Annotated in this window: 18 protein-coding genes; 9 read left to right on the top strand and 9 right to left on the bottom strand. The window is 68.9% G+C overall.

Annotated features, from left to right (window positions below; all coding sequences use genetic code 11):
- Positions 1 to 7 precede the first annotated feature (7 nt).
- The 3 genes from RKE40_RS10880 (at position 8) to RKE40_RS10890 (ending at position 2,529) form a co-directional block, all read left to right on the top strand.
- Complete coding sequence (locus tag RKE40_RS10880) at positions 8 to 1,015, top strand: WD40 repeat domain-containing protein (RefSeq protein ID WP_316018262.1); 1,008 nt, start codon at positions 8 to 10, stop codon at positions 1,013 to 1,015.
- A gap of 5 nt (positions 1,016 to 1,020) precedes the next feature.
- Positions 1,021 to 1,290 carry a hypothetical protein gene (locus RKE40_RS10885; RefSeq protein ID WP_316018263.1) on the top strand — a complete coding sequence of 90 codons (270 nt, stop codon included), beginning with the start codon at positions 1,021 to 1,023 and terminating at the stop codon, positions 1,288 to 1,290.
- Between the two features lie 84 nt (positions 1,291 to 1,374).
- Positions 1,375 to 2,529 (top strand): winged helix-turn-helix domain-containing protein, encoded by a 1,155-nt coding sequence (locus tag RKE40_RS10890; protein ID WP_316018264.1) that lies wholly within the window; start codon positions 1,375 to 1,377, stop codon positions 2,527 to 2,529.
- 18 nt (positions 2,530 to 2,547) lie between these two features.
- Here RKE40_RS10890 and RKE40_RS10895 read toward each other — a convergent pair whose 3' ends face one another.
- The 3 genes from RKE40_RS10895 to galE form a co-directional block, all read right to left on the bottom strand.
- A complete protein-coding gene (locus RKE40_RS10895; protein WP_316018265.1) occupies positions 2,548 to 3,759 on the bottom strand; it encodes an SGNH/GDSL hydrolase family protein in 1,212 nt (403 codons plus the stop codon).
- A gap of 65 nt (positions 3,760 to 3,824) precedes the next feature.
- On the bottom strand, positions 3,825 to 5,063 hold the full coding sequence (locus RKE40_RS10900) for a lytic murein transglycosylase (protein WP_316018266.1): 1,239 nt from the start codon (positions 5,061 to 5,063) through the stop codon (positions 3,825 to 3,827).
- Between the two features lie 93 nt (positions 5,064 to 5,156).
- Complete coding sequence (gene galE / locus RKE40_RS10905; RefSeq protein WP_316018267.1) at positions 5,157 to 6,146, bottom strand: UDP-glucose 4-epimerase GalE; 990 nt, start codon at positions 6,144 to 6,146, stop codon at positions 5,157 to 5,159.
- 328 nt (positions 6,147 to 6,474) lie between these two features.
- On the opposite strand from galE, the gene RKE40_RS10910 reads away from it, so the two are divergent.
- Positions 6,475 to 7,353 (top strand): UTP--glucose-1-phosphate uridylyltransferase, encoded by an 879-nt coding sequence (locus RKE40_RS10910; RefSeq protein WP_316018268.1) that lies wholly within the window; start codon positions 6,475 to 6,477, stop codon positions 7,351 to 7,353.
- A 127-nt stretch (positions 7,354 to 7,480) separates the two neighbouring features.
- On the opposite strand, the gene RKE40_RS10915 is transcribed toward RKE40_RS10910, so the two are convergent.
- Positions 7,481 to 9,037 carry an outer membrane beta-barrel protein gene (locus RKE40_RS10915; protein ID WP_316018269.1) on the bottom strand — a complete coding sequence of 519 codons (1,557 nt, stop codon included), beginning with the start codon at positions 9,035 to 9,037 and terminating at the stop codon, positions 7,481 to 7,483.
- Positions 9,038 to 9,183: 146 nt separating this feature from the next.
- Between RKE40_RS10915 and RKE40_RS10920 the strand changes: the two genes are divergently transcribed.
- Entirely contained in the window at positions 9,184 to 10,155 is a 972-nt protein-coding gene (locus tag RKE40_RS10920) for a KpsF/GutQ family sugar-phosphate isomerase (protein WP_316018270.1), read from the top strand.
- Here RKE40_RS10920 and RKE40_RS10925 read toward each other — a convergent pair.
- Positions 10,152 to 11,042, bottom strand: a complete 891-nt coding sequence (locus tag RKE40_RS10925) for a LysR family transcriptional regulator (RefSeq protein WP_316018271.1) — start codon at positions 11,040 to 11,042, stop codon at positions 10,152 to 10,154. The genes RKE40_RS10920 and RKE40_RS10925 overlap by 4 nt on opposite strands.
- Positions 11,043 to 11,153: 111 nt before the next feature.
- Here RKE40_RS10925 and RKE40_RS10930 point away from each other — a divergent pair, with 111 nt between their 5' ends.
- Both RKE40_RS10930 and RKE40_RS10935 read left to right on the top strand, forming a co-directional pair.
- Positions 11,154 to 11,828: an FMN-dependent NADH-azoreductase gene (locus RKE40_RS10930; RefSeq protein WP_316018272.1), complete on the top strand. Its 675-nt coding sequence runs from the start codon at positions 11,154 to 11,156 to the stop codon at positions 11,826 to 11,828.
- Positions 11,825 to 12,154: a DMT family transporter gene (locus RKE40_RS10935; RefSeq protein WP_316018273.1), complete on the top strand. Its 330-nt coding sequence runs from the start codon at positions 11,825 to 11,827 to the stop codon at positions 12,152 to 12,154. The genes RKE40_RS10930 and RKE40_RS10935 overlap by 4 nt, the downstream gene beginning before the upstream one ends.
- Before the next feature lie 11 nt (positions 12,155 to 12,165).
- Here the strand turns inward: RKE40_RS10935 and serA are convergent, their stop codons facing one another.
- From serA to RKE40_RS10955, 4 genes are all read right to left on the bottom strand, one after another.
- Entirely contained in the window at positions 12,166 to 13,422 is a 1,257-nt protein-coding gene (gene serA / locus RKE40_RS10940; RefSeq protein ID WP_316018274.1) for a phosphoglycerate dehydrogenase, read from the bottom strand.
- Between the two features lie 75 nt (positions 13,423 to 13,497).
- Positions 13,498 to 14,337, bottom strand: a complete 840-nt coding sequence (locus RKE40_RS10945; protein WP_316018275.1) for a heme ABC transporter ATP-binding protein — start codon at positions 14,335 to 14,337, stop codon at positions 13,498 to 13,500.
- A gap of 17 nt (positions 14,338 to 14,354) precedes the next feature.
- A complete protein-coding gene (locus tag RKE40_RS10950; RefSeq protein ID WP_316018276.1) occupies positions 14,355 to 15,461 on the bottom strand; it encodes a FecCD family ABC transporter permease in 1,107 nt (368 codons plus the stop codon).
- Between the two features lie 8 nt (positions 15,462 to 15,469).
- On the bottom strand, positions 15,470 to 16,465 hold the full coding sequence (locus tag RKE40_RS10955) for a heme/hemin ABC transporter substrate-binding protein (protein WP_316018277.1): 996 nt from the start codon (positions 16,463 to 16,465) through the stop codon (positions 15,470 to 15,472).
- A gap of 241 nt (positions 16,466 to 16,706) precedes the next feature.
- On the opposite strand from RKE40_RS10955, the gene hmuQ reads away from it, so the two are divergent.
- Together hmuQ and hutX are read left to right on the top strand one after the other, a co-directional pair.
- Positions 16,707 to 17,054: a heme-degrading protein HmuQ gene (hmuQ, locus tag RKE40_RS10960; protein WP_316018278.1), complete on the top strand. Its 348-nt coding sequence runs from the start codon at positions 16,707 to 16,709 to the stop codon at positions 17,052 to 17,054.
- Positions 17,055 to 17,124: 70 nt separating this feature from the next.
- Entirely contained in the window at positions 17,125 to 17,610 is a 486-nt protein-coding gene (hutX, locus tag RKE40_RS10965; RefSeq protein ID WP_316018351.1) for a heme utilization cystosolic carrier protein HutX, read from the top strand.
- Positions 17,611 to 17,910: the final 300 nt, after the last annotated feature.

A 17,910-nucleotide genomic window follows, 5' to 3' on the forward strand; every position in this document is an offset into this window, starting at 1 on the left:
CGCGACCATGGACACCATCAGCAAACCCGTCTCGCTGCGCGAGCATGTCGTTCCCGTCGAAGCCGGCGAGCATGTCGTCGCCGTCGCTTGGCTGAAGCAGACCCTGGCGCTGGCGCTCGCCGATGGGCGGGTGCTGCGTTGGCGCGACGGCGCGGCCGATAGCGTCGCCGCGCATCGCGGCGGCATCCTCAGCGCCTGCTCGGATGCAGAGCGCCTGATCAGCGGCGGTGACGACGGCCGCGTGGTCGCGACGGCTTCCGAAGGCGAACCGACGGAGATCGCTGCCGATCCGAAGCGGCGCTGGGTCGACACGGTGACGCTGTCGAGCTCCGGCAGCATCGCCTGGAATGTGGGCCGCTCGGTCCATGCCCGCGACGACAAGGGCAAGGTCAAGTCGCTCGACGTCGCCTCGACGCCGCAAGGCGTGGTTTTCGCGCCGAAGGGCTACCGGCTCGCCATCGCCCAGATGAACGGGGTGTCGCTCTGGTATCCGAACACCGAGGCGAAGCCGGAATTCCTGGAATGGAAGGGCTCGCATCTCGACGTCACCTGGTCGCCGGACGGGCGCTTCGTCGTCACCTCGATGCAGGAGAACGCCCTGCATGGCTGGCGGCTCGGCGACAAGCCGACGCATATGCGCATGACCGGCTATCCGGCGAAGCCGCGCTCGCTGTCCTGGTCGCATGACGGGCTCTGGCTCGCCTCGAGCGGGGCGGATGCCGCGATCGTCTGGCCCTTCCAGGGCGAGGGGCCGACCGGCAAGGCGCCGCGCGAATGCGGCGCCCGTCATGCCAAGGTCACCCGCGTCGCCTTCCATCCGAAGGCGCTGGTGCTCGCGGTCGGCTATGACGATGGCTGCATCCTGATGATCCGTCTGGTCGACGGCTCGGAGCTGCTGGTCCGCGCGGCGCAGCGCGGCAGCGGCATCACCGCCTTCGCCTGGGACAAGGCCGGCAAACGGCTCGCCTTCGGCGCCGAGGACGGGGCGGCCGGCGTCCTGACCCTGCCGGGCTGAGCGCGATGCGCTTCGGCCTGTTCGGCAGGGGCAAGCGCGAGGCCGGCGGCACAGATGCCGCGGCCGAAGTGAAGCGACAGGTGCGCGCGCTGCTCGCCCTGCCGGAGAATGCGGTGATCGCCGTCAACGAGATCCTCTGCGCCGATCCGGCCTGCCCGGGGACGGAGACGGTGATCCTGGTGATGAATCCCGGCGAGAAGACGAAGGCTTTCAAGGTTCAGAGCGCCCTGGCGGAGCTGACGCCGGAGGCATTGACGCAGGCGCTGGCGCCCTAACCCGCATCGCCGCCGCCATGGCCTGTCAGGAGTGCCTTTGGCGGCGCCTTAACCTTCGCGCGCTGCCTCGCTAGCCTGTGGCAAATGGCGACGCGATCCCGCAAGATCCCCGAACTGGGCAAGGCCCAGGCCCGCAGTATCTGGCTCAGGGCCCAGCGCCTCGACAGGCCCGAGCCCTTCGGTGCCGGTCCTGCGGCGACGGAGGCCGCAGTCGCGCATCTCGGCTATGTCCAGATCGACACGATCAACGTGGTCGAGCGCTGCCATCACCACATCCTCTACAGCCGGATTCCGGACTATCGCCGGGCCGACCTCGTGCAGGCGCAGTCGGCCGACAAGGCGGTGTTCGAGTACTGGACGCATGCGCTGTCCTATGTGCCGGCTGCGGATATCCGCTATTTCCTGCCGGCGATGAAGGCACACAGGGCGGAGCCGAAACGCTGGTCCTCGGTCGGCGGAAGCGAGGAAGCCCGCAAGCTGCTCGCGCGCATCCGCAAGGAGGGCGCGCTCACCATCCGCGACATCGACACCGACGTCCTGGTCGAGAAGACGCATCTCTGGGCCAGCAAGAAGCCCTCGAAGGGCCTGCTGGAGCGGGCCTTCTACGATGGCGAACTCGTCATCTCGGCCCGTTCCGGCATGCTCAAAACCTATGAGCTGATGGACCGGCATTTCGGCTGGGAGAAGCGGCCGACGCCGGCCTCCGAGCGGCAGGTCGTCGCCTACAAGCTCGACCGGGCCCTGCGCGCGCAGGGCGTCGTCAGCCTCGATTCGATCTGCCATCTCGACGCGCCCAGCAAGAAGGCCGTGGCCGAGCTGATCGCCGCCAGGGTGAAGCGCAGGCAATTGGTCGAGGTCACGATCGAGGGGGCCTCGACCTCGCCGCATTGGGCCGCGCCGGAGGTTCTGGAGCCGGCGGCGCCGGCGGGCGAGGAGCTCGTCCACATCCTGTCGCCGTTCGATCCGCTGATCATCCAGCGCAAGCGGCTGAAGCTGTTCTTCGGCTACGACCACCTTTTCGAGGCCTATCTGCCGAAGGAGAAGCGCGCCTTCGGCTATTTCGGCCTGCCGGTGCTGGTGGGAGACCGGATCGTCGCCGTCGCCGACCTCAAGGCCGACAGGGCGGCGCGCAAGCTGCTGATTCAGCAATGGACCTGGCTCGAGCCGGCGCCCTCGGCGGAGCTGCGTCGGCGGGTCGATGCGGAGATGGAGCGGTTCGAGCTTTTCCAGCTCGGCTGAAGCCCCGCAGGGCGCGGGTCAGTTCGGCCTCGGCCAGCGGAAATCATCGGCGCGGCCCGGCTTCGGCTCCGGCGCGACACCATCTCCGAAAATCCGGTCGAGCTGGGTCGCAGTATCCCCGCGGCCGCGGGCATCCTGGATCGAGGCCAGCAGCGCGGATTCACCGACCGCCGGCGGAGCGCCGGTCAGGGGCAGGATCGGACCCGCGAGCGGCCGCACGGGGATGACCGGGACAAGCGCGAGATCGTCCGTCCGGCCGCTGACCATGCGGTCGATCAGGCGCTCGATGGCGCCCGGCTGCTGCTCCGGTGGTACCGGTCCGGCGGTCCCGGGATCGGAGGGCAGGGCGATGACGTTCTCGCTCGGCGTATGGTCGAGGATGCGGCGGATCAGGACGTCGACGAAATGGGCGGCCTTGCGGGCGCCGGCCTTGGTGAAGTGCACGCCGTCGCCGAGGCGCAGCCTGGTGGTCTGGCCGTCCACGTCCGGACCCATCGCGCTGTAGCGGTTCTCGGCGTCGAGATAGGGGGTCCAGAGATCGACGAACTGCCCGCCGGAGGCCTCGACGCTCTTGCGGAAGACGTCGTTCAGCACGGTGAGATCGGTCGAGAGCCGGGTATTCTGCATCGGCGGCGCGCCGGCCCAGATCAGCGGCACCCGCCTTGCCGCGAAGGCCGCCGTTATCGTCTCGACGCGGGAGCGGTAGATCTGCAGCCAACGCTCGCTCAGCGGCTCATGGGTGACGTCGCCCTCGCGGATCGCCTGGCGATCGTTGGGGCCCAGCGAGATGACGCCGACCATGATCTTGGGGTCGGCGGCGAGCAGCTCCACCACCGCCTTCGGCCAGTCGTAGAAATCGGTGCGGACCAGACCGCTATCGGCCTTGGCCTTGCGCTGCACGGCGACATCGGCCCGGTCGTTCAGGCTGTCGGCAAGGCCGATCGCGATCTGGTCGGCGAGCGTGTCGCCGACGACGAGGACGTGGTGGTTGACGTCGACCTTGGGGATGACCGGATCATCGCGGACCATCTGGGGCGGCCGGCGCCGGGTCTGCTGCGGCGCCGGCCGGGTACGCTGCCGCGGTTGGACCGCGGGTCGCTCCGGCATCTGCCAGAACAGGTTGAAAAGGCTGCGGCGCTGGGGTTCGCCCTGGGCGAAGGTCGAGGGGCCGCCGGTGAGCAGCAGGAGCGCGGAGGCCGCGAGGATCACGGCGAAGGAGCGTAGACGCATCGCTCGGCTACCCGGCGTCGGTCAGTCCGACCACCCCTTTCCCATAGCAGAAACCGCGGCGAAAGTCAGCGCGCGGCCTTCATCCGGGCCAGCAGCGCCGGCGTCGGCCAGCCATCGGCGAGCAGGCCGGCGCGCTGCTGGTACTGGCGCACGGCGTCGCGGGTCCCGGTGCCGATGCGGCCATCGGCATCGTGCGAATAGAGCCCGAGGCTCTTCAGCCGGCGCTGGAGGTCCGTGACGCCGTTCTTGTCGAGGCGCGGCGCCTTGACCGGCCATTCGCCCTGCAGGGCCGGACGGCCGGCTATCCGGTCGCCGAGATGGCCGACGGCGAGGGCATAGGCGTCGGAGGAGTTGTACTTCTTGATGACGTCGAAGTTCGCCGTCAGCAGCAGGGCCGGGCCGGTATGCCCCGCTGGATAGAACAGCCTTGCCTCGCCCGAGGACGGCAGCGAACCGCCATCGGCGCGGCGCAGGCCGGCCGAGCGGAAGCTCGAGAAGCTGGCGCGGTAGAGATTGTGGTCGAAGCCCTCGGGCACCACGACCTCGATGCCCCAGGGCAGGCCGGGCACCCAGCCGAAGCTCTTCAGGTAGTTCGCGGTCGAGGCGATGGCGTCGCTGGTCGAGGTCCAGATGTCGGCATGGCCGTCTCCGGTCTGGTCGACGGCGTATTTCATATAGCTCGACGGCATGAACTGGGTGTGGCCCATGGCGCCGGCCCAGGAGCCGCGCAGCTCGTCACGCCCGGCGTAGCCCTTCTCGATCAGCTCCAGCGCGGTGAGCAGCTCGTCGCGGAAGAAGTCGCCGCGATAGCGGATGTTGGCGAGCGTCGCGAGCGAGCGGATGACGTCCTTGTCGCCCTTGAACGAGCCGTAATTGGTCTCCATCCCCCAGATGCCGAGGATGATCTCCTTGGGCACGCCATAGCGGGATTCGGCCTGGGCCAGCACGCCGGCATGGGCGGCGAGCATTTCGCGGCCGCGCGAGATCCGGGCGCCGCCGACGGCGCTGTTGAGATAGCCCCAGATCGGCGCGACGAATTCCGACTGCTTGCGGGTCAGGGCGATGATCGAGGGATCGGGCACCACGCCCTGGAAGGCGATGTCGAAGGTCTTTCGCGAGATGCCGCGGGTCTGCGCCAGCGGCCAGAGGGTCTTCAGGAAGCTGTCGAAGCCGGCATTCGCCGCCGGCCGCGGCGCCGGCTTTGGAGCCTGCGCGCGGGCCGGATTGATCGACCCCGTGGTCTGCGCGAGGGCAGGCCCGAGGCCGAGCAGGGCTGCGATGGCGAAGGCGGAAAGGCGGCGCATGTCGGTTCCCTGGCACGGTCGCTGGACGGTCTTTCCCGACACAGCGCCTGAACGAGGTTAACCATAGGTTAAGGCCGCGGAAAATCCCGGGCGTCAGCTCGCATTGCGCTTGCGCAGGCTCTCCTCCCAGGCCAGCGCCTGGGTCACGATCTCCTCGAGATCGTCATGCTCCGGCCGCCAGCCGAGCTCGTTGCGGATCCGGTCCGCCCCGGCGATCAGCGAGGCCGGGTCGCCGGCGCGGCGCGGCGAGAGCTTGACCGGGAAGTCGACGCCCGAGACCTTCTTCACCACCTCGACCACCTGCTTCACCGAATAGCCGCGACCATAGCCGCAGTTCAGCGTCAGGCTGTCGCCGCCGGCGCGCAGATGGTCGAGCGCCGAAAGATGGGCGCGGGCGAGGTCGGTGACGTGGATATAGTCGCGCACGCAGGTGCCGTCCGGCGTCGGATAGTCGGTTCCGAAGATCTCGAGCCCCGCGCGCTGGCCGAGCGCCGCCTGGCTCGCGACCTTGATCAGATGGGTGGCGCCGGCCGAGGACTGGCCGGAGCGGCCCCTGGGATCGGCGCCGGCGACGTTGAAATAGCGCAGGGCGACATAGCTGAGGCCATGGGCCTTGGCGGTGTCGGCGAGCATCCATTCGCTCATCAGCTTGGAGCGGCCATAGGGGTTGATCGGGTTCAGCACGATCTCCTCGGGCACCGGCGAGACCGGCGGCTCGCCATAGACGGCGGCGGTCGAGGAGAAGATCACGTGCCTGACGCCGGCGCGCACGGCGCTCTCCAGCAGGGCCCGCGTCTTCACGGTGTTGTTGAGGTAGTAGCCGAGCGGGTCGGAGACCGAATCGGGCACGACGATCCTGGCAGCGAAATGGGCGATCTCGGTGATGCCGTGCTCGGCAATGGTGCGCTCGACCAGCGCCTGGTCACCCATGTCGCCTTTGACGAAAACCGCCTCCGGCGGCACCGCCCACCAGAAACCGGTCGAGAGATCGTCGAGCACCACGACCTTCTCGCCGCGGTCGAGCAGCTCCAGCACCATATGGCTGCCGATATAGCCGGCGCCGCCCGAAACCAGAATTGCCATCATCGTCTCCTTGTCATACCGGCAGCATAAAACGCGATTGCGTGCGCCCGGGCCAGCCCACCCGCGTCATCGGCACGAGCGGGGCGAATCGCTGGCAAGAGAGCCCGTAAAAGCGACGATCCGGCGACGGCTTGCCGGCGATTTAAGTGCGAAGATATTGACGTTCCGGCAAGGCGCGACTGGTATCGATCTTTTGGAGGCGGCCCGTCTTTTCGCCAGAATTGGACGACAGCCTCCAGGAGCCGGCATTGAACGGGGCGAAGCCGGCTTCCCCGAAGCCCTCCGAATCTAGCAGGCGCGCGCTGCCTGGCGCGCGAGATGGATGCGCATGAGCAAGAAGATCCGCAAGGCGGTGTTTCCGGTCGCAGGGCTGGGCACGCGTTTCCTCCCCGCCACCAAGGCGATCCCGAAGGAGATGCTGACCATCGTCGACCGTCCGGTCGTCCAGCATGTGGTCGACGAGGCGCGCGCGGCGGGCATCGAGCATTTCGTCTTCGTCACCGGCCGCAACAAGGGCGTGATCGAGGACCATTTCGACATGGCCTACGAGCTTGACGACACGCTCGCCAAGCGCGGCAAGGTGAAGGAGCTCGAAGCACTGAAGCAGGATCTGCCGGCGGCCGGTGCGGCGAGCTTCACCCGCCAGCAGGGCCCGCTCGGCCTCGGCCATGCCGTCTGGTGCGCCCGCGACATCATCGGCGACGAGCCCTTCGCGCTGCTCCTGCCCGACATGCTGCACCATACCCGCGGCAAGGGCTGCCTCGCCGAGATGATCGAGGCCCATGCCGAGCATGGCGGCAACCATATCGCGGTCGCGCCGGTGCCGGAGGACCAGACCCATCAATACGGCATCGTCGGCGTTCTCGACGCCAAGGCCAAGGTCTCGCAGATCACCGGCATGGTCGAGAAGCCGCCCAAGGGCACGGCGCCGTCGAACCTGCACATCACCGGCCGCTACATCCTGCAGCCGACGATCTTCGACCTGCTCGCCAAGCAGGAGAAGGGCGCCGGCGGCGAGATCCAGCTGACCGATTCGATGATCGCCCTGGCCGAGCGCGAGAAGTTCTTCGCGGTGCGCTTCGACGGCGACATCTACGACACCGGCTCGAAGATCGGCTTCCTTGCCGCCAACCTCGCCTATGCGCTGGATCGCGGCGATCTCGGCCCGCAATTGCGCGAAGAGATCGGCCGGCTGCTGGGGCGGTAGCGCCAAGTTCAGCGTCATGCTCGGGCTTGACCCGAGCATCTCTTGCAGGACGGTCTCGTTCTAGAGAGCCTCTATCGGCCTGAGAATCGCGGGTATGCGCTTCGCTTCGCCCGGGAGTGATACTGCGTCAGAACTGCATCCTGAGGCCGACCAGCGAGACATTGGCGGTGTAGTCCGAGCCCGGCTGGGTCGAGTTCAGGCGCTCATGGGTGAAGCTGGCGCGGACCGAGAAGGTGCGGGTCAGCTTGTAGTCGAGCCGTGCGCCAATGGTCGAAAGGTCCTCGCGCAGGCCCTGCCCTTCATAGTCGGTGCGCTGGAAGGTGGTGAAGCCGGTGACGGTGAGGTTGCGCCTGAGCGCATGCGCCACTTCAAGGCTGACGCGCCGTGCCGTGGTGCCGCTCGAGCCGGCGATGGTGGTGTCGCCGAGTTCGGCGGTGCCGCGCAGGGTCACCGTGGTCAGCGGGGTCGGAGTCCACAGGATCGCGGCGTCGCCGACCATGCCGCGCAGATTCTTCAGGCGCGGGTCTTGGTATTTGCGGTCCTGATAGCCGACCGAGACTTCGCCGGTGAGCATGCGGCTGATCTCGAAGGTCGAGCCGAGGCGGGCGGTATAGCCGTCCGAGGAGCGCATATAGCCGTTCGAATCGACCTTCTCGTCGTATTGCCGCGTGTCGATTTCGGTCTGGACGAAGGGCCTGAAGCCCGGCGTCACCTCATAGGCGGCGCGCAGCCTCAGGCTGTACTGCGTCTGGTTGCGGTCGGCCTGGCTGAGCGTGCGGCCGTTGGTAAGCTCGGCATTCTCGTAGTCCTGGCGGTCGATGGAGCCGCGCAGGGTGAGCTGCAGGCGGTTGATGTCGTGGGTGACGCCGGCGGAGGCGCCATAGGCCCAGGTGATCGGCCGGCCCTTCACCGCGGCGGTGAGATCGGGCGAGCCGGGGCGCTGCGTGTCCAGCACCAGCCGGGATTCGAGCAGGATGCGGGTGTCGCGCGTCGCATCGAGGCGCAGCGACATGTTGCCCTGAGCGTCCGGGCGCGAGGCGTTGTCGTCGCGGAAATAGTGGCTGTAGCCGCCGCGCAGCGAACCGGTCAGCTCGTGCACGTTCCAGTCGGACTGGATGCCGAGCTCGCCCTCGGTGCGGCTGAAGGCCGAGCCCTTGCTCGGGCCGGAGACGCGCGAGGGGTTGGTGTCATAGCCGATCGACTCGCCGATCGCGGGGCGCAAGGTGACGGCGCCGAAGCGCAAGCCGAGCGGCGCGTAGGGGTCCTCCTCCGGGGCGCGGCGGCGCGGCGGAGGCGGCGGGGCGGCCGGCACCGGCGGCAGCCCGGTTACGACGGGCTGCGGCGCGCGGAACTGGCGCTGGGTCACGCCGCGCAGGGCCGGGGACTGGACCGGCCGGGCTGCGCGCGCCGGCTGGCGCTGCGAGATGGCGCTTTGCTGGCTCTGGACGAGTGCGGCAGGATCGCTGATCGCCTCGGGCGTGGCGGAGCCGGTTTCGGCATTCTCCGGAGCGCGCTGCTGGGCAACATATTGCGGCGTGCCGGTGCGCAGGCCCGAGGATCGTGCCCGCGGGGCCGGTTCGTCCAGCGTCTGCGCGAGGCCGTCCCGCGGCCAGGCCAGCAACCCGGCCACGCCGCAACAGCTCGCGACGCCGGCCAGCCAGCAGATCTTGGCGAAACGGGTCACGGGCAGGCCGAGGCTCCGGCATAAACAGGACGCTGCGCACCGGGATGGCGCGCATGGTTAACGGAGTTAGAACGAAGAGGGTTAATGGCCCGTCAACGCGGGCGTGATGGTGGCCAGCCGGCTGCTCATCGTGCTAGACGCCCGCCATGACCGCGACCATCAGCGCTTCCGCCCTCCGCACCATCGCCACCGAGCGCGCCGGGCTCGATGCGCTCCATGCCGCCATCGGCAACGGGCTTGCCGCGCCCTTCGCCGCCGCCGTCGAGATGATCCGGGCCGCGTCCGGCCGGGTCGTGATCACCGGCATGGGCAAGTCCGGCCATGTCGGGCGCAAGATCGCGGCGACGCTCGCCTCGACAGGGACGCCCGCGCATTTCGTCCACCCGGCCGAGGCCAGTCATGGCGATCTCGGCATGGTCCAGCCCGAGGACGTGGTCGTCGCGCTGTCCTGGTCCGGGGAGGCGGCCGAGCTCTCGGCGATCGTCGCCTATACGCGCCGCTTCCGGGTCGGGCTGATCGCGATCACCGCCAATGCCGACAGCGCGCTTGGGCGTGAGGCCGATATCGCGCTCGTCCTGCCCAAGGCCGAGGAAGCCTGTCCGAACGGGCTTGCGCCGACGACCTCGACGACGATGCAGATGGCGCTCGGCGATGCGCTCGCCGTCGCGCTGCTCGAGGCGCGCGGCTTCTCGCGCCAGGACTTCTACGTCTACCACCCCGGCGGCAAGCTCGGCGCGCAGCTCAAGACCGTCGCCAGCATCATGCATCAGGGCGAGCGCCTGCCGATCGTCGGCGCGACGGCGGCGATGGCCGATGTGGTCGAGATGATTTCGGCCAAGAGCTTTGGCTGTGCCATCGTCATCGACCCAGAGGGCAAGCTCGCCGGAATCGTCACCGACGGCGATCTGCGCCGCAAGCTCGGCAGTGGCTGGGGCGGCCGGCTGGCGCGCGACGTGATGACGGCGAACCCGCGCCGGATCGCGCCGGACGCGCTGGCGGCCGAGGCGCTGGAAATGGTCAACCGGATGCGGGTGACGGCGCTGATCGTCGCGGATGCGGACGAGCGCCCTGTCGGCCTCGTGCATGTGCACGACCTGCTCAATCTCGGCGTCGCCTAAGGTTCGTCGCGGGGCCGGTCTTCTCGCAGGGCCTGACGCAGCGCCTTGCCGGCGAAGGCCATGAAGGCCCTGACCTTGGCGGCGTAGCGCAGGTCCGGATGGGTCAGCAGCCAGACCTGCGAACGCAGCTCCGGCACCGGCGGGCTCACCCGCGCAAGTCCGAAGAGCGGATCATCGCCGAGATAGGCCGGCAACAGCGCATAGGCCCCTGACCGTGCCGCGAGCGCGGCGCCGAGCATCAGATTGACCGAGGCGATGCGCGCCGGCGGCGGGACATGCGCATCGAGCCAGCGCGCTGCCGGCGTCTGGGCGATCTCGCCCGACAGGCCGATCCAGCCGCCTGCGGCGATGAGCGCGGCGAGGCTCGCCGGATGCGGTTCCGATCCTCGCGTGTAGACCGCATAGTCGAAGCTGCCGAGCTTCGTACCGATCAGGGTGTCCGGCGGCGCGCGTGTCGGGCGGATCGCGATGTCGGCCTCGTTCCGCCGCATGTCGGCCATGGCGCTGGACACATCGAGCCGCAGCTCCAGTCTTGGGTGCAGACGGCCGAAGGCGGCGGCGACCGGCATCACCAGGGCCTGCAGCGTATCGGTCGTGGTCACGGTGAGGGGCCCGCCGAGCCGCGCGTCGCGGCCGCTGACCGCGCGGTTGAGCGCGTCGAGCCGTTCCGCGATCGCCTCCGCCTCGGCGACGATCTCCTCGGCCAGGGCGGTCGGTGCCTGGCGGCCGTCGATCCGCTCGAAGAGCTTGCCGCCGAGCCGGTGTTCCAGCGCTTCCAGGCGGCGATAGACCGTGGCGGGATGGGCTTGCAGCGCCTCGGCTGCCGGCTTCATGCGGCCGGCGCGGGCGATGGCGAGGACCAGAGCGAGATCGTCATGGTTCAGCATGCTTCGCATTCATGCGAATTCTGATCGCAACGCAAGCATTTCGGTTCGCGGCAGCGCGAGGCATTTCGGTCGTGATGCGCCGCCTGGGCGCAACCCATCGGAGCCGAACACATGCCGAGACTGCTGCTCGTTCAAGCCTCGCCGCGCCAGGGCGATTCCGCCTCGCGCGCGGCCGCTGCGGCTTTCCTGACCCGTCTGCACGAGCTGGTGCCGGAGCTGGAGGTCGATACGCTCGATCTCTGGCGCGAGCCGCTGCCGGAGTTCGACGGGGCGGCGCTGGCGGCGAAATATGCCCGCCTGGCCGGGCGAGTGCTGGCTCCGCGCGAAGCCGCGGCGTGGCGCACCATCGAGGCGATGGTCGCCCGGCTCGACGCCGCCGATCTCGTGGTGATCGCGACGCCGATGTGGAATTTCGGGATTCCCTACAAGCTCAAGCACTGGCTGGATCTGGTGACGCAGCCGGGACTGGCGTTCCGCTTCGATCCCGCGAAGGGCTATACGCCGCTGCTGCGGCCGCGCCCGACGCTCGCGATCATCGCCAGCGCGGGCGACTACAGCGACGGCCCGAGCTGGGGGCGGCCCGATCTGGCGACGCCCTATCTTCAGGCGGCGCTGCGCTTCATCGGGCTCGGCGAGATCGCAGTGGTCGGGCAGGGGCCGACGATCGGGCCGGAGCCGGCGATCGCGGCCGCCCGCGACAAGGCCCGTGCCAGGCTGAGCCAGCTTGCCGAGAGCTTCGCCGCGGCGCTGCCGCAGGCGCAGGCCAGCGCTGCGAGGGCGTCATGACCGCCGGCTGGGCCTGGTTCGCCCTGATCGCATCCGGCGTCGTCGACGTCGCCTGGGCGTTCTCCATGAAGAAGGCCGATGGCTTTCGCGATACGCCCTGGGCGCTGGCCTCGGTCGTCCTGCTGGTCGTCTTCGTCGCCCTGCTGATCAAGGCGCTCGAAGTGCTGCCGCTCGGAACCGCCTATGCGGTCTGGACGGGGATCGGCGCCGCCGGCTCGGTCGCCGTCGGCATCCTGATCTTCGGTGAGCCGGCGACGGCGGCGCGGCTGTTCTGGATCGCGCTCGTCCTCGCCGGGATCGTCGGGCTGAAGCTGCAGGCCGGCTGAACCGCCTGCGCTCAGCCGCGCTCGTAGAGCAGGCGGGCGCGGATCGTGCCGTCGAGGGTGCGGATCTCCTCGATGATCTCGCGCGCGACCTCGCCGACCGGCTCGGCCTCCATCACGACATAGCCGATCTCGCCATCAGTCTGGAAGTTCTGGGCGGCGATGTTGATGTTGCGGCTGGCGAAGACGTCGTTGAGACGGCGCAGCATGCCCGGCGCGTTGCGCTGGACCTGGATGAAGCGCGTGCCCGCCGGCCGCGCCGGCAACTGGACCTGCGGGAAGTTCACCGCGCCGACGGTCGAGCCGACATCGGAATAGTCGACGAGCTTGCGCGCCACCTCGGCGCCGATGCGCTCCTGCGCCTCCTCGGTCGAGCCGCCGATATGCGGGGTCAGGATGACGTTGGGCAGGCCCTGGAGCGGGGTGACGAAGCGGTCGTTGTTGGAGGCCGGCTCCTTCGGGAAGACGTCGACCGCGGCGCCGCCGAGATGCCCGCTCTTCAGGGCCTCGGCGAGCGCCTCGAGATCGACGACCGTGCCGCGCGAATTGTTGATGAGATAGGCGCCCTGCTTCATCAGGGCGATCTCGGCCTTGCCGATCATGCCATGGGTGGCCGGCGTCTCCGGCACGTGCAGCGAGACGATATCGCTGCCGGAAAGCAGTGCGGCGAGGCTCTCGACCGGCTCGGTGTTGCCATGGCGCAGACGGTCGGTGTGATCGTAGTAGATCACCCGCATGCCCATCGCCTCGGCGATGTTGGAGAGCTGGCTGCCGATATTGCCGTAGCCGACGATGCCGAGCGTCTTGCCGCGGACCTCGAAGGCGCCGTTGGCCGACTTGTCCCAGCCACCCTGATGGGCCGAGCGCGAGCGGTCGGGAATCCGGCGCAGCAGCATGACGATCTCGCCGATGGTCAGCTCGGCGACGCTGCGGGTGTTCGAGAAGGGCGCGTTGAAGACCGGGATGCCGCGCAGCCGCGCGGCGTCGAGATCGACCTGGTTGGTGCCGACCGAGAAGCAGCCGACGGCGAAGAGCCGCTGCGCGGCCGCCAGCGCCGTGCCGGTGAGCTGGGTGCGCGAGCGGATGCCGAGGATATGCGTCTTGGCGATCGCCTCGACGAGCTGGGCCTCGTCGAGTGCCTTCGGCAGCCGGGTCAGGTTGGTGTAGCCGGCGTTCTGCAGGATCGCGACGGCGGAATCGTTGATGCCTTCCAGCAGCAGGACGCGGATGCGATCCTTCGGGAAGGAAAGACGGTCGATCTGTTCGGTCATGGCACGGTCGCAAAGCGGGGGGAGCGCTTGGCTATAGACCCGCAGCGACGCCGGACCAACGCTTTCTTGCGGATATCAGGCGCCCGCGGCGCGCAAGGCCGGGCCGGTCGTCGCGCGCAGATGCTGCTGCGGCAGCAGGAAGGGCAATCCGGTCGGCGGCAGCCGGCTGAAGGCGAGATCGACGCGGAAGACGCCGCGCAGCAGGGCATCGTCGAGAATTGCGGCCGGCGCGCCCTGGGCGACGATCGCGCCTTCATGCATCACCAGCAGCTTGTCGGCATAGGTCACGGCGAGGTTGAGGTCGTGCAGGACGATCAGCACCGCCGCCCCTTGCGTCGCTATGGCGCGGGCGGCATCGAGCAGAGCGAGCTGGTGGCAGAGATCGAGGCTGGCGATCGGCTCGTCGAGGAAGAGGATCTGCCGCTCGGCGACCGAGCGGCCGGCCTCGAGCTGGCAGAGCGCCCTGGCGAACTGCACGCGCTGCTGCTCGCCGCCGGAGAGCGTCTGGTACTCGCGGCTAGCGAGGCCGAGCACGCCGGCGGTCTCGAGCGCCTCGGCGATGATCTGCTCGCTGCGGCTGCGCGACTGGGCGCGGCCGACGCCCTCCAGGCCGAGTCTGGCGACTTCGTAGACGCTGAACGGGAAGGCGAGCCGCTGGTTCTGCGACATCACCGCACGCTGGCAGGCGAGCTTCCAGGCGGGCGCGCCGGCGAGCGGGGCGCCGTCGAGCCGGACGTTACCCTGAGCCGGGGTCAGCTCGCCGGTCAGGAGCTTGAGCAGGGTCGATTTTCCGGCCCCGTTCGGGCCGACGATGATCGAGGTCGTGCCAGCGTCGAGCTGCAGCGAGGCATCGCGCACCAAAGCGGTGCCGCGAACGCGGAAATGCAGATCCCGGGCTTCGAGGATCGTGGTCATGATTGCGCTCCTCCCTCTCAGCTTTCGGCGATCCGGCCGCGGCGCAGCAGCAGCCAGAGGAAGAAGGGCGCGCCGATGAAGGCGGTGACGATGCCGATCGGCAGTTCGGCCGGGACGACGATCAGACGCGCGACGATGTCGGCGCCGACGAGGAGCGTCGCGCCGCCGATGGCCGAAAGCGGCAGCAGCAGGCGATGATCCGGGCCGATCAGCAGGCGGATCAGGTGCGGCACGACGATGCCGACGAAGCCGATCACGCCGGCGGCGGCGACGCTCGCACCGACGGAGAGGGCGACGAGCACCACGGCCATCGCCTTGATCCGCTGCACGGGGATGCCGAGATGGAAGGCCTCGGCTTCCCCGAGCATCAGCGCGTTGAGGCCGCGCGCGAGGAAGGGCACGGCCACCAGGAGCGGCAGCACGATCGGCGCGACGACGGAAAGCTTGCTCCAGCTCGCCCCGCCGAGGCTGCCCATCGACCAGAAGGTGAGGTCGCGCAACTGCCGGTCGTCCGAAATGTAAGCGAGCAGCCCGGTGAGCGAGCCGGCGAGCGCTCCGAGCGCGACGCCGGCCAGCAGCATGGTGGCGACCGAAGTCCGCCCCTCGCGCGTCGCAATCAGGTAGAGCGCCAGCGTCGAGATCAACCCACCGAAGAAGGCACCGAAGGGCAATGCGGCGAAGGGCAATTTGATGCCCATACCCATGCTCGCCAGCAGCCGGTCGCCGAGCACGATCGTCGCGGCGGCTGCGAGGCCGGCGCCGGCCGAGACGCCCACCAGCCCTGGATCGGCGAGCGGGTTGCGGAACAGGCCCTGCATCAGGGCGCCGGAAATGGCGAGCGCCGCGCCGACCAGCGCGCCGAGCAGCAAGCGCGGCATGCGGATGTTGAGCACGACCAGCGCCTCGCGGCTGTCGAGCAACTCGGCCGGTCCGCTGCCGAGGCGCGCCAGCAGGATCTCGGCGACACGCCCGGGCGCGATGGCGAAGGCGCCGGCGCCGAGCGAGAGCAGCATCAGCAGCAGGCACAACCCGAGCAGGACGCCGCCGGCGACGAGGTTGCGCTGCCGGCGGCTGGCGGTCAGCCTCGCCAGCGCGGTCGCGCCGGGCACCGTGGCTGGCTTCATGGCGAGGGTCATTTCGCCCCGGGAAGCTGGGCGATCTTGGCCTCCGGATAAAGCGCGGCCATCAGGTCGCGGGCGGCATCCGGGGTCCGCGGACCGAAGCCGAGAAGGTAGAGCCCGTCCATGCGGATCAGACCCTTCGTCTTGGCGGCCGGCGTCTGCGAGAAGGCCGGCAAGGCGAAGAGCTCCTCGGGCGTCTGGGAGGGAGCAGCGCTGTGACGCATCATCAGCACATAATCCGGGGCGGCGGTGATGATCGCTTCGTCGGTCATGGGCTTGAAGCCCTCGACCGCCTCGGCGGCGTTGACGCCGCCGGCGAGCGCGATGATGGCGTCGGCGGTGCTGTTGCGGCCGCCGACCATGGTGCGACCGTTCTGCAGCGAGAGCACGAAGAGTACGCGCTTCTTGCCCGGCAGGCCGGCGCGCAGCTTGTCGAGTTCGGCGAAGCGGGCCTTGACGCCGGCGGCGAGCTGCCGCGCCGGCTCGGCGGCGCCGGCGGCCTTGCCGATGATCTCGATCTTCGAGACCACCGCCTCGGGCGTCAACGCCTCGGGAACCGGCGCCATGGACAGGCCGGCCTCGCGCACGAGCGCCATCGCGTCGGGCGGGCCGGCGCCTTCGACCGCGATCACCAGGGACGGCTTCAGCGAGAGCACGCCCTCGGCCGAGAGCGCCCGGACATAGCCGACATTCTTCTTCTCTTTCAGCGCCTCCGGCGGCCACAGGCTGGTGGTGTCGACACCGACGATGCTGTCCTGCAGTCCGAGCGCATAGAGCACTTCGGTAACGACGCCGCCGACCGCGACGATGCGCTGGGTGGTCTGTGCCTGGGCGCTGGCAACGAAGCCGAAGGCGGTCTGCGCCATCCGGCTCGACCAGGCCTCGCTGCTGCCGGGGCCGGAAGCTGCGAGAAAGGTCAAGCCGATGGCGGCCGCGAGTTCCCGGCCGAGGCGCTTGGCCTTGATGCCGGCAAGGGGGGCGGTCGCGGGCGATGGCATGTATTGCATGGCTCGGTCTCGTCGGGTGCCGCAGCGCGATGCCTCCAGACTCCGGGTGGCGCCGACTGCTTACAGTGATTCCAAAGTATAGGCTCTCTTTATAATCATTAAAAACTATGATTACTGAGCCGTTGTTGACGGTGATATTCAGTTTTACTAAGAGGGGTCAAGTGCGGTCGCCGGCTCGGCGCGGTTCCGCGCGTCTGCGCCGCCCGCTTGTCTTTCTCCGTCAGCCTATCGAGGAAATCCCATGTTCATCGCCATGAACCGCTTCAAGGTCATCAAGGGGGAGGAGGCGACGTTCGAGACCATCTGGTCGTCGCGCAAGACCCGGCTCGACGAGATGAAGGGCTTCATCGCCTTCCACCTGCTCAAGGGGCCGGAGAAGGAGGATCACACGCTCTACTCCTCGCACACGACCTGGGCCTCGAAGGAGGACTTCACCGCCTGGACCAAATCCGAGCAGTTCCGCGAGTCGCACAGCAAGGCCGGCCAGGCGCGGCCGAAGCCGGTCTTCCTCGGCCATCCCGAGTTCGAGGGCTTCGAGACGGTGCTGACCGAGCACAACCCGCATCTGCCGCTCCAGGCGGCCGAATAAGGGGAGGGTGGACATGCCGATCTCGCAGGCGCTTGCTCCGGCAGGCCAGGAACCGCCGGTCACGGAGCCCATGGAACGCGTCAGGCAGGCGCTCGCCGCCAAGCCGGACGGGGTCATCGAGGCGATCGCCCGCGAGGTCGGCGTGTCGACGCTCGCCGTGCTCGAGGCGGCGCCGGACAACCAGCGCCGCTTCATCCCGGCGGAGCGCTTCGAGGCGCTCTGGCTGGAGCTCTCGAGCTGGGGCACCGTGCTCTTCATCGTGCACACGCCCGACATCGTGCTCGAATGCGAGGGCTCGCTGCCGGTCGGCTCCTTCGGCCACGGCTATTACAACATCCATGGCGACAGCCCGATCGGCGGGCATATCAAGGCCGGCAATTGCCAGACCATCGCTTTGGTCGACCGGCAGTTCCATGGCCGCCGTTCCTGCTCGGTGCAGTTTTTCAACGGCGCCGGCGAGGCGATGTTCAAGGTCTTCGTCCGGCGCGACGAGAAGCGCGAACTGCTCACCGATCAGGTCGCGAAGTTCGAGGCCCTGCAGCGCGACTTCGTCTGACCGGCTGCCAGGAGCGGAGTTGAGCGGGCTACACGATTCCGCTCGACAGTGCAGATGCCTCCGCCCGGGGGCAGGCCGATGGCATCTGCTTTGCGGCGCCAACATGGCGCTGCAAGCCCGCTTCGGCCCGAAATGGGCGCGCGCGAACCCCGCGGGTGTCGGCGTTCCCTATGGTCGCCAGGGCGACCAAGGGAAAGCTGCCGCCATCTTGTCGCCACGCCCTGCCCTGAAACGAAGGGCCGCAGTCGGAACTCGCGGAGTTCCGTCAAGGATCTGTTAACTACGTGAGCGCACTGTCGA

It is taken from the genome of Allobosea rubneri (assembly GCF_032464875.1).
Classification (GTDB): Bacteria; Pseudomonadota; Alphaproteobacteria; order Rhizobiales; family Beijerinckiaceae; genus Allobosea; species Allobosea rubneri.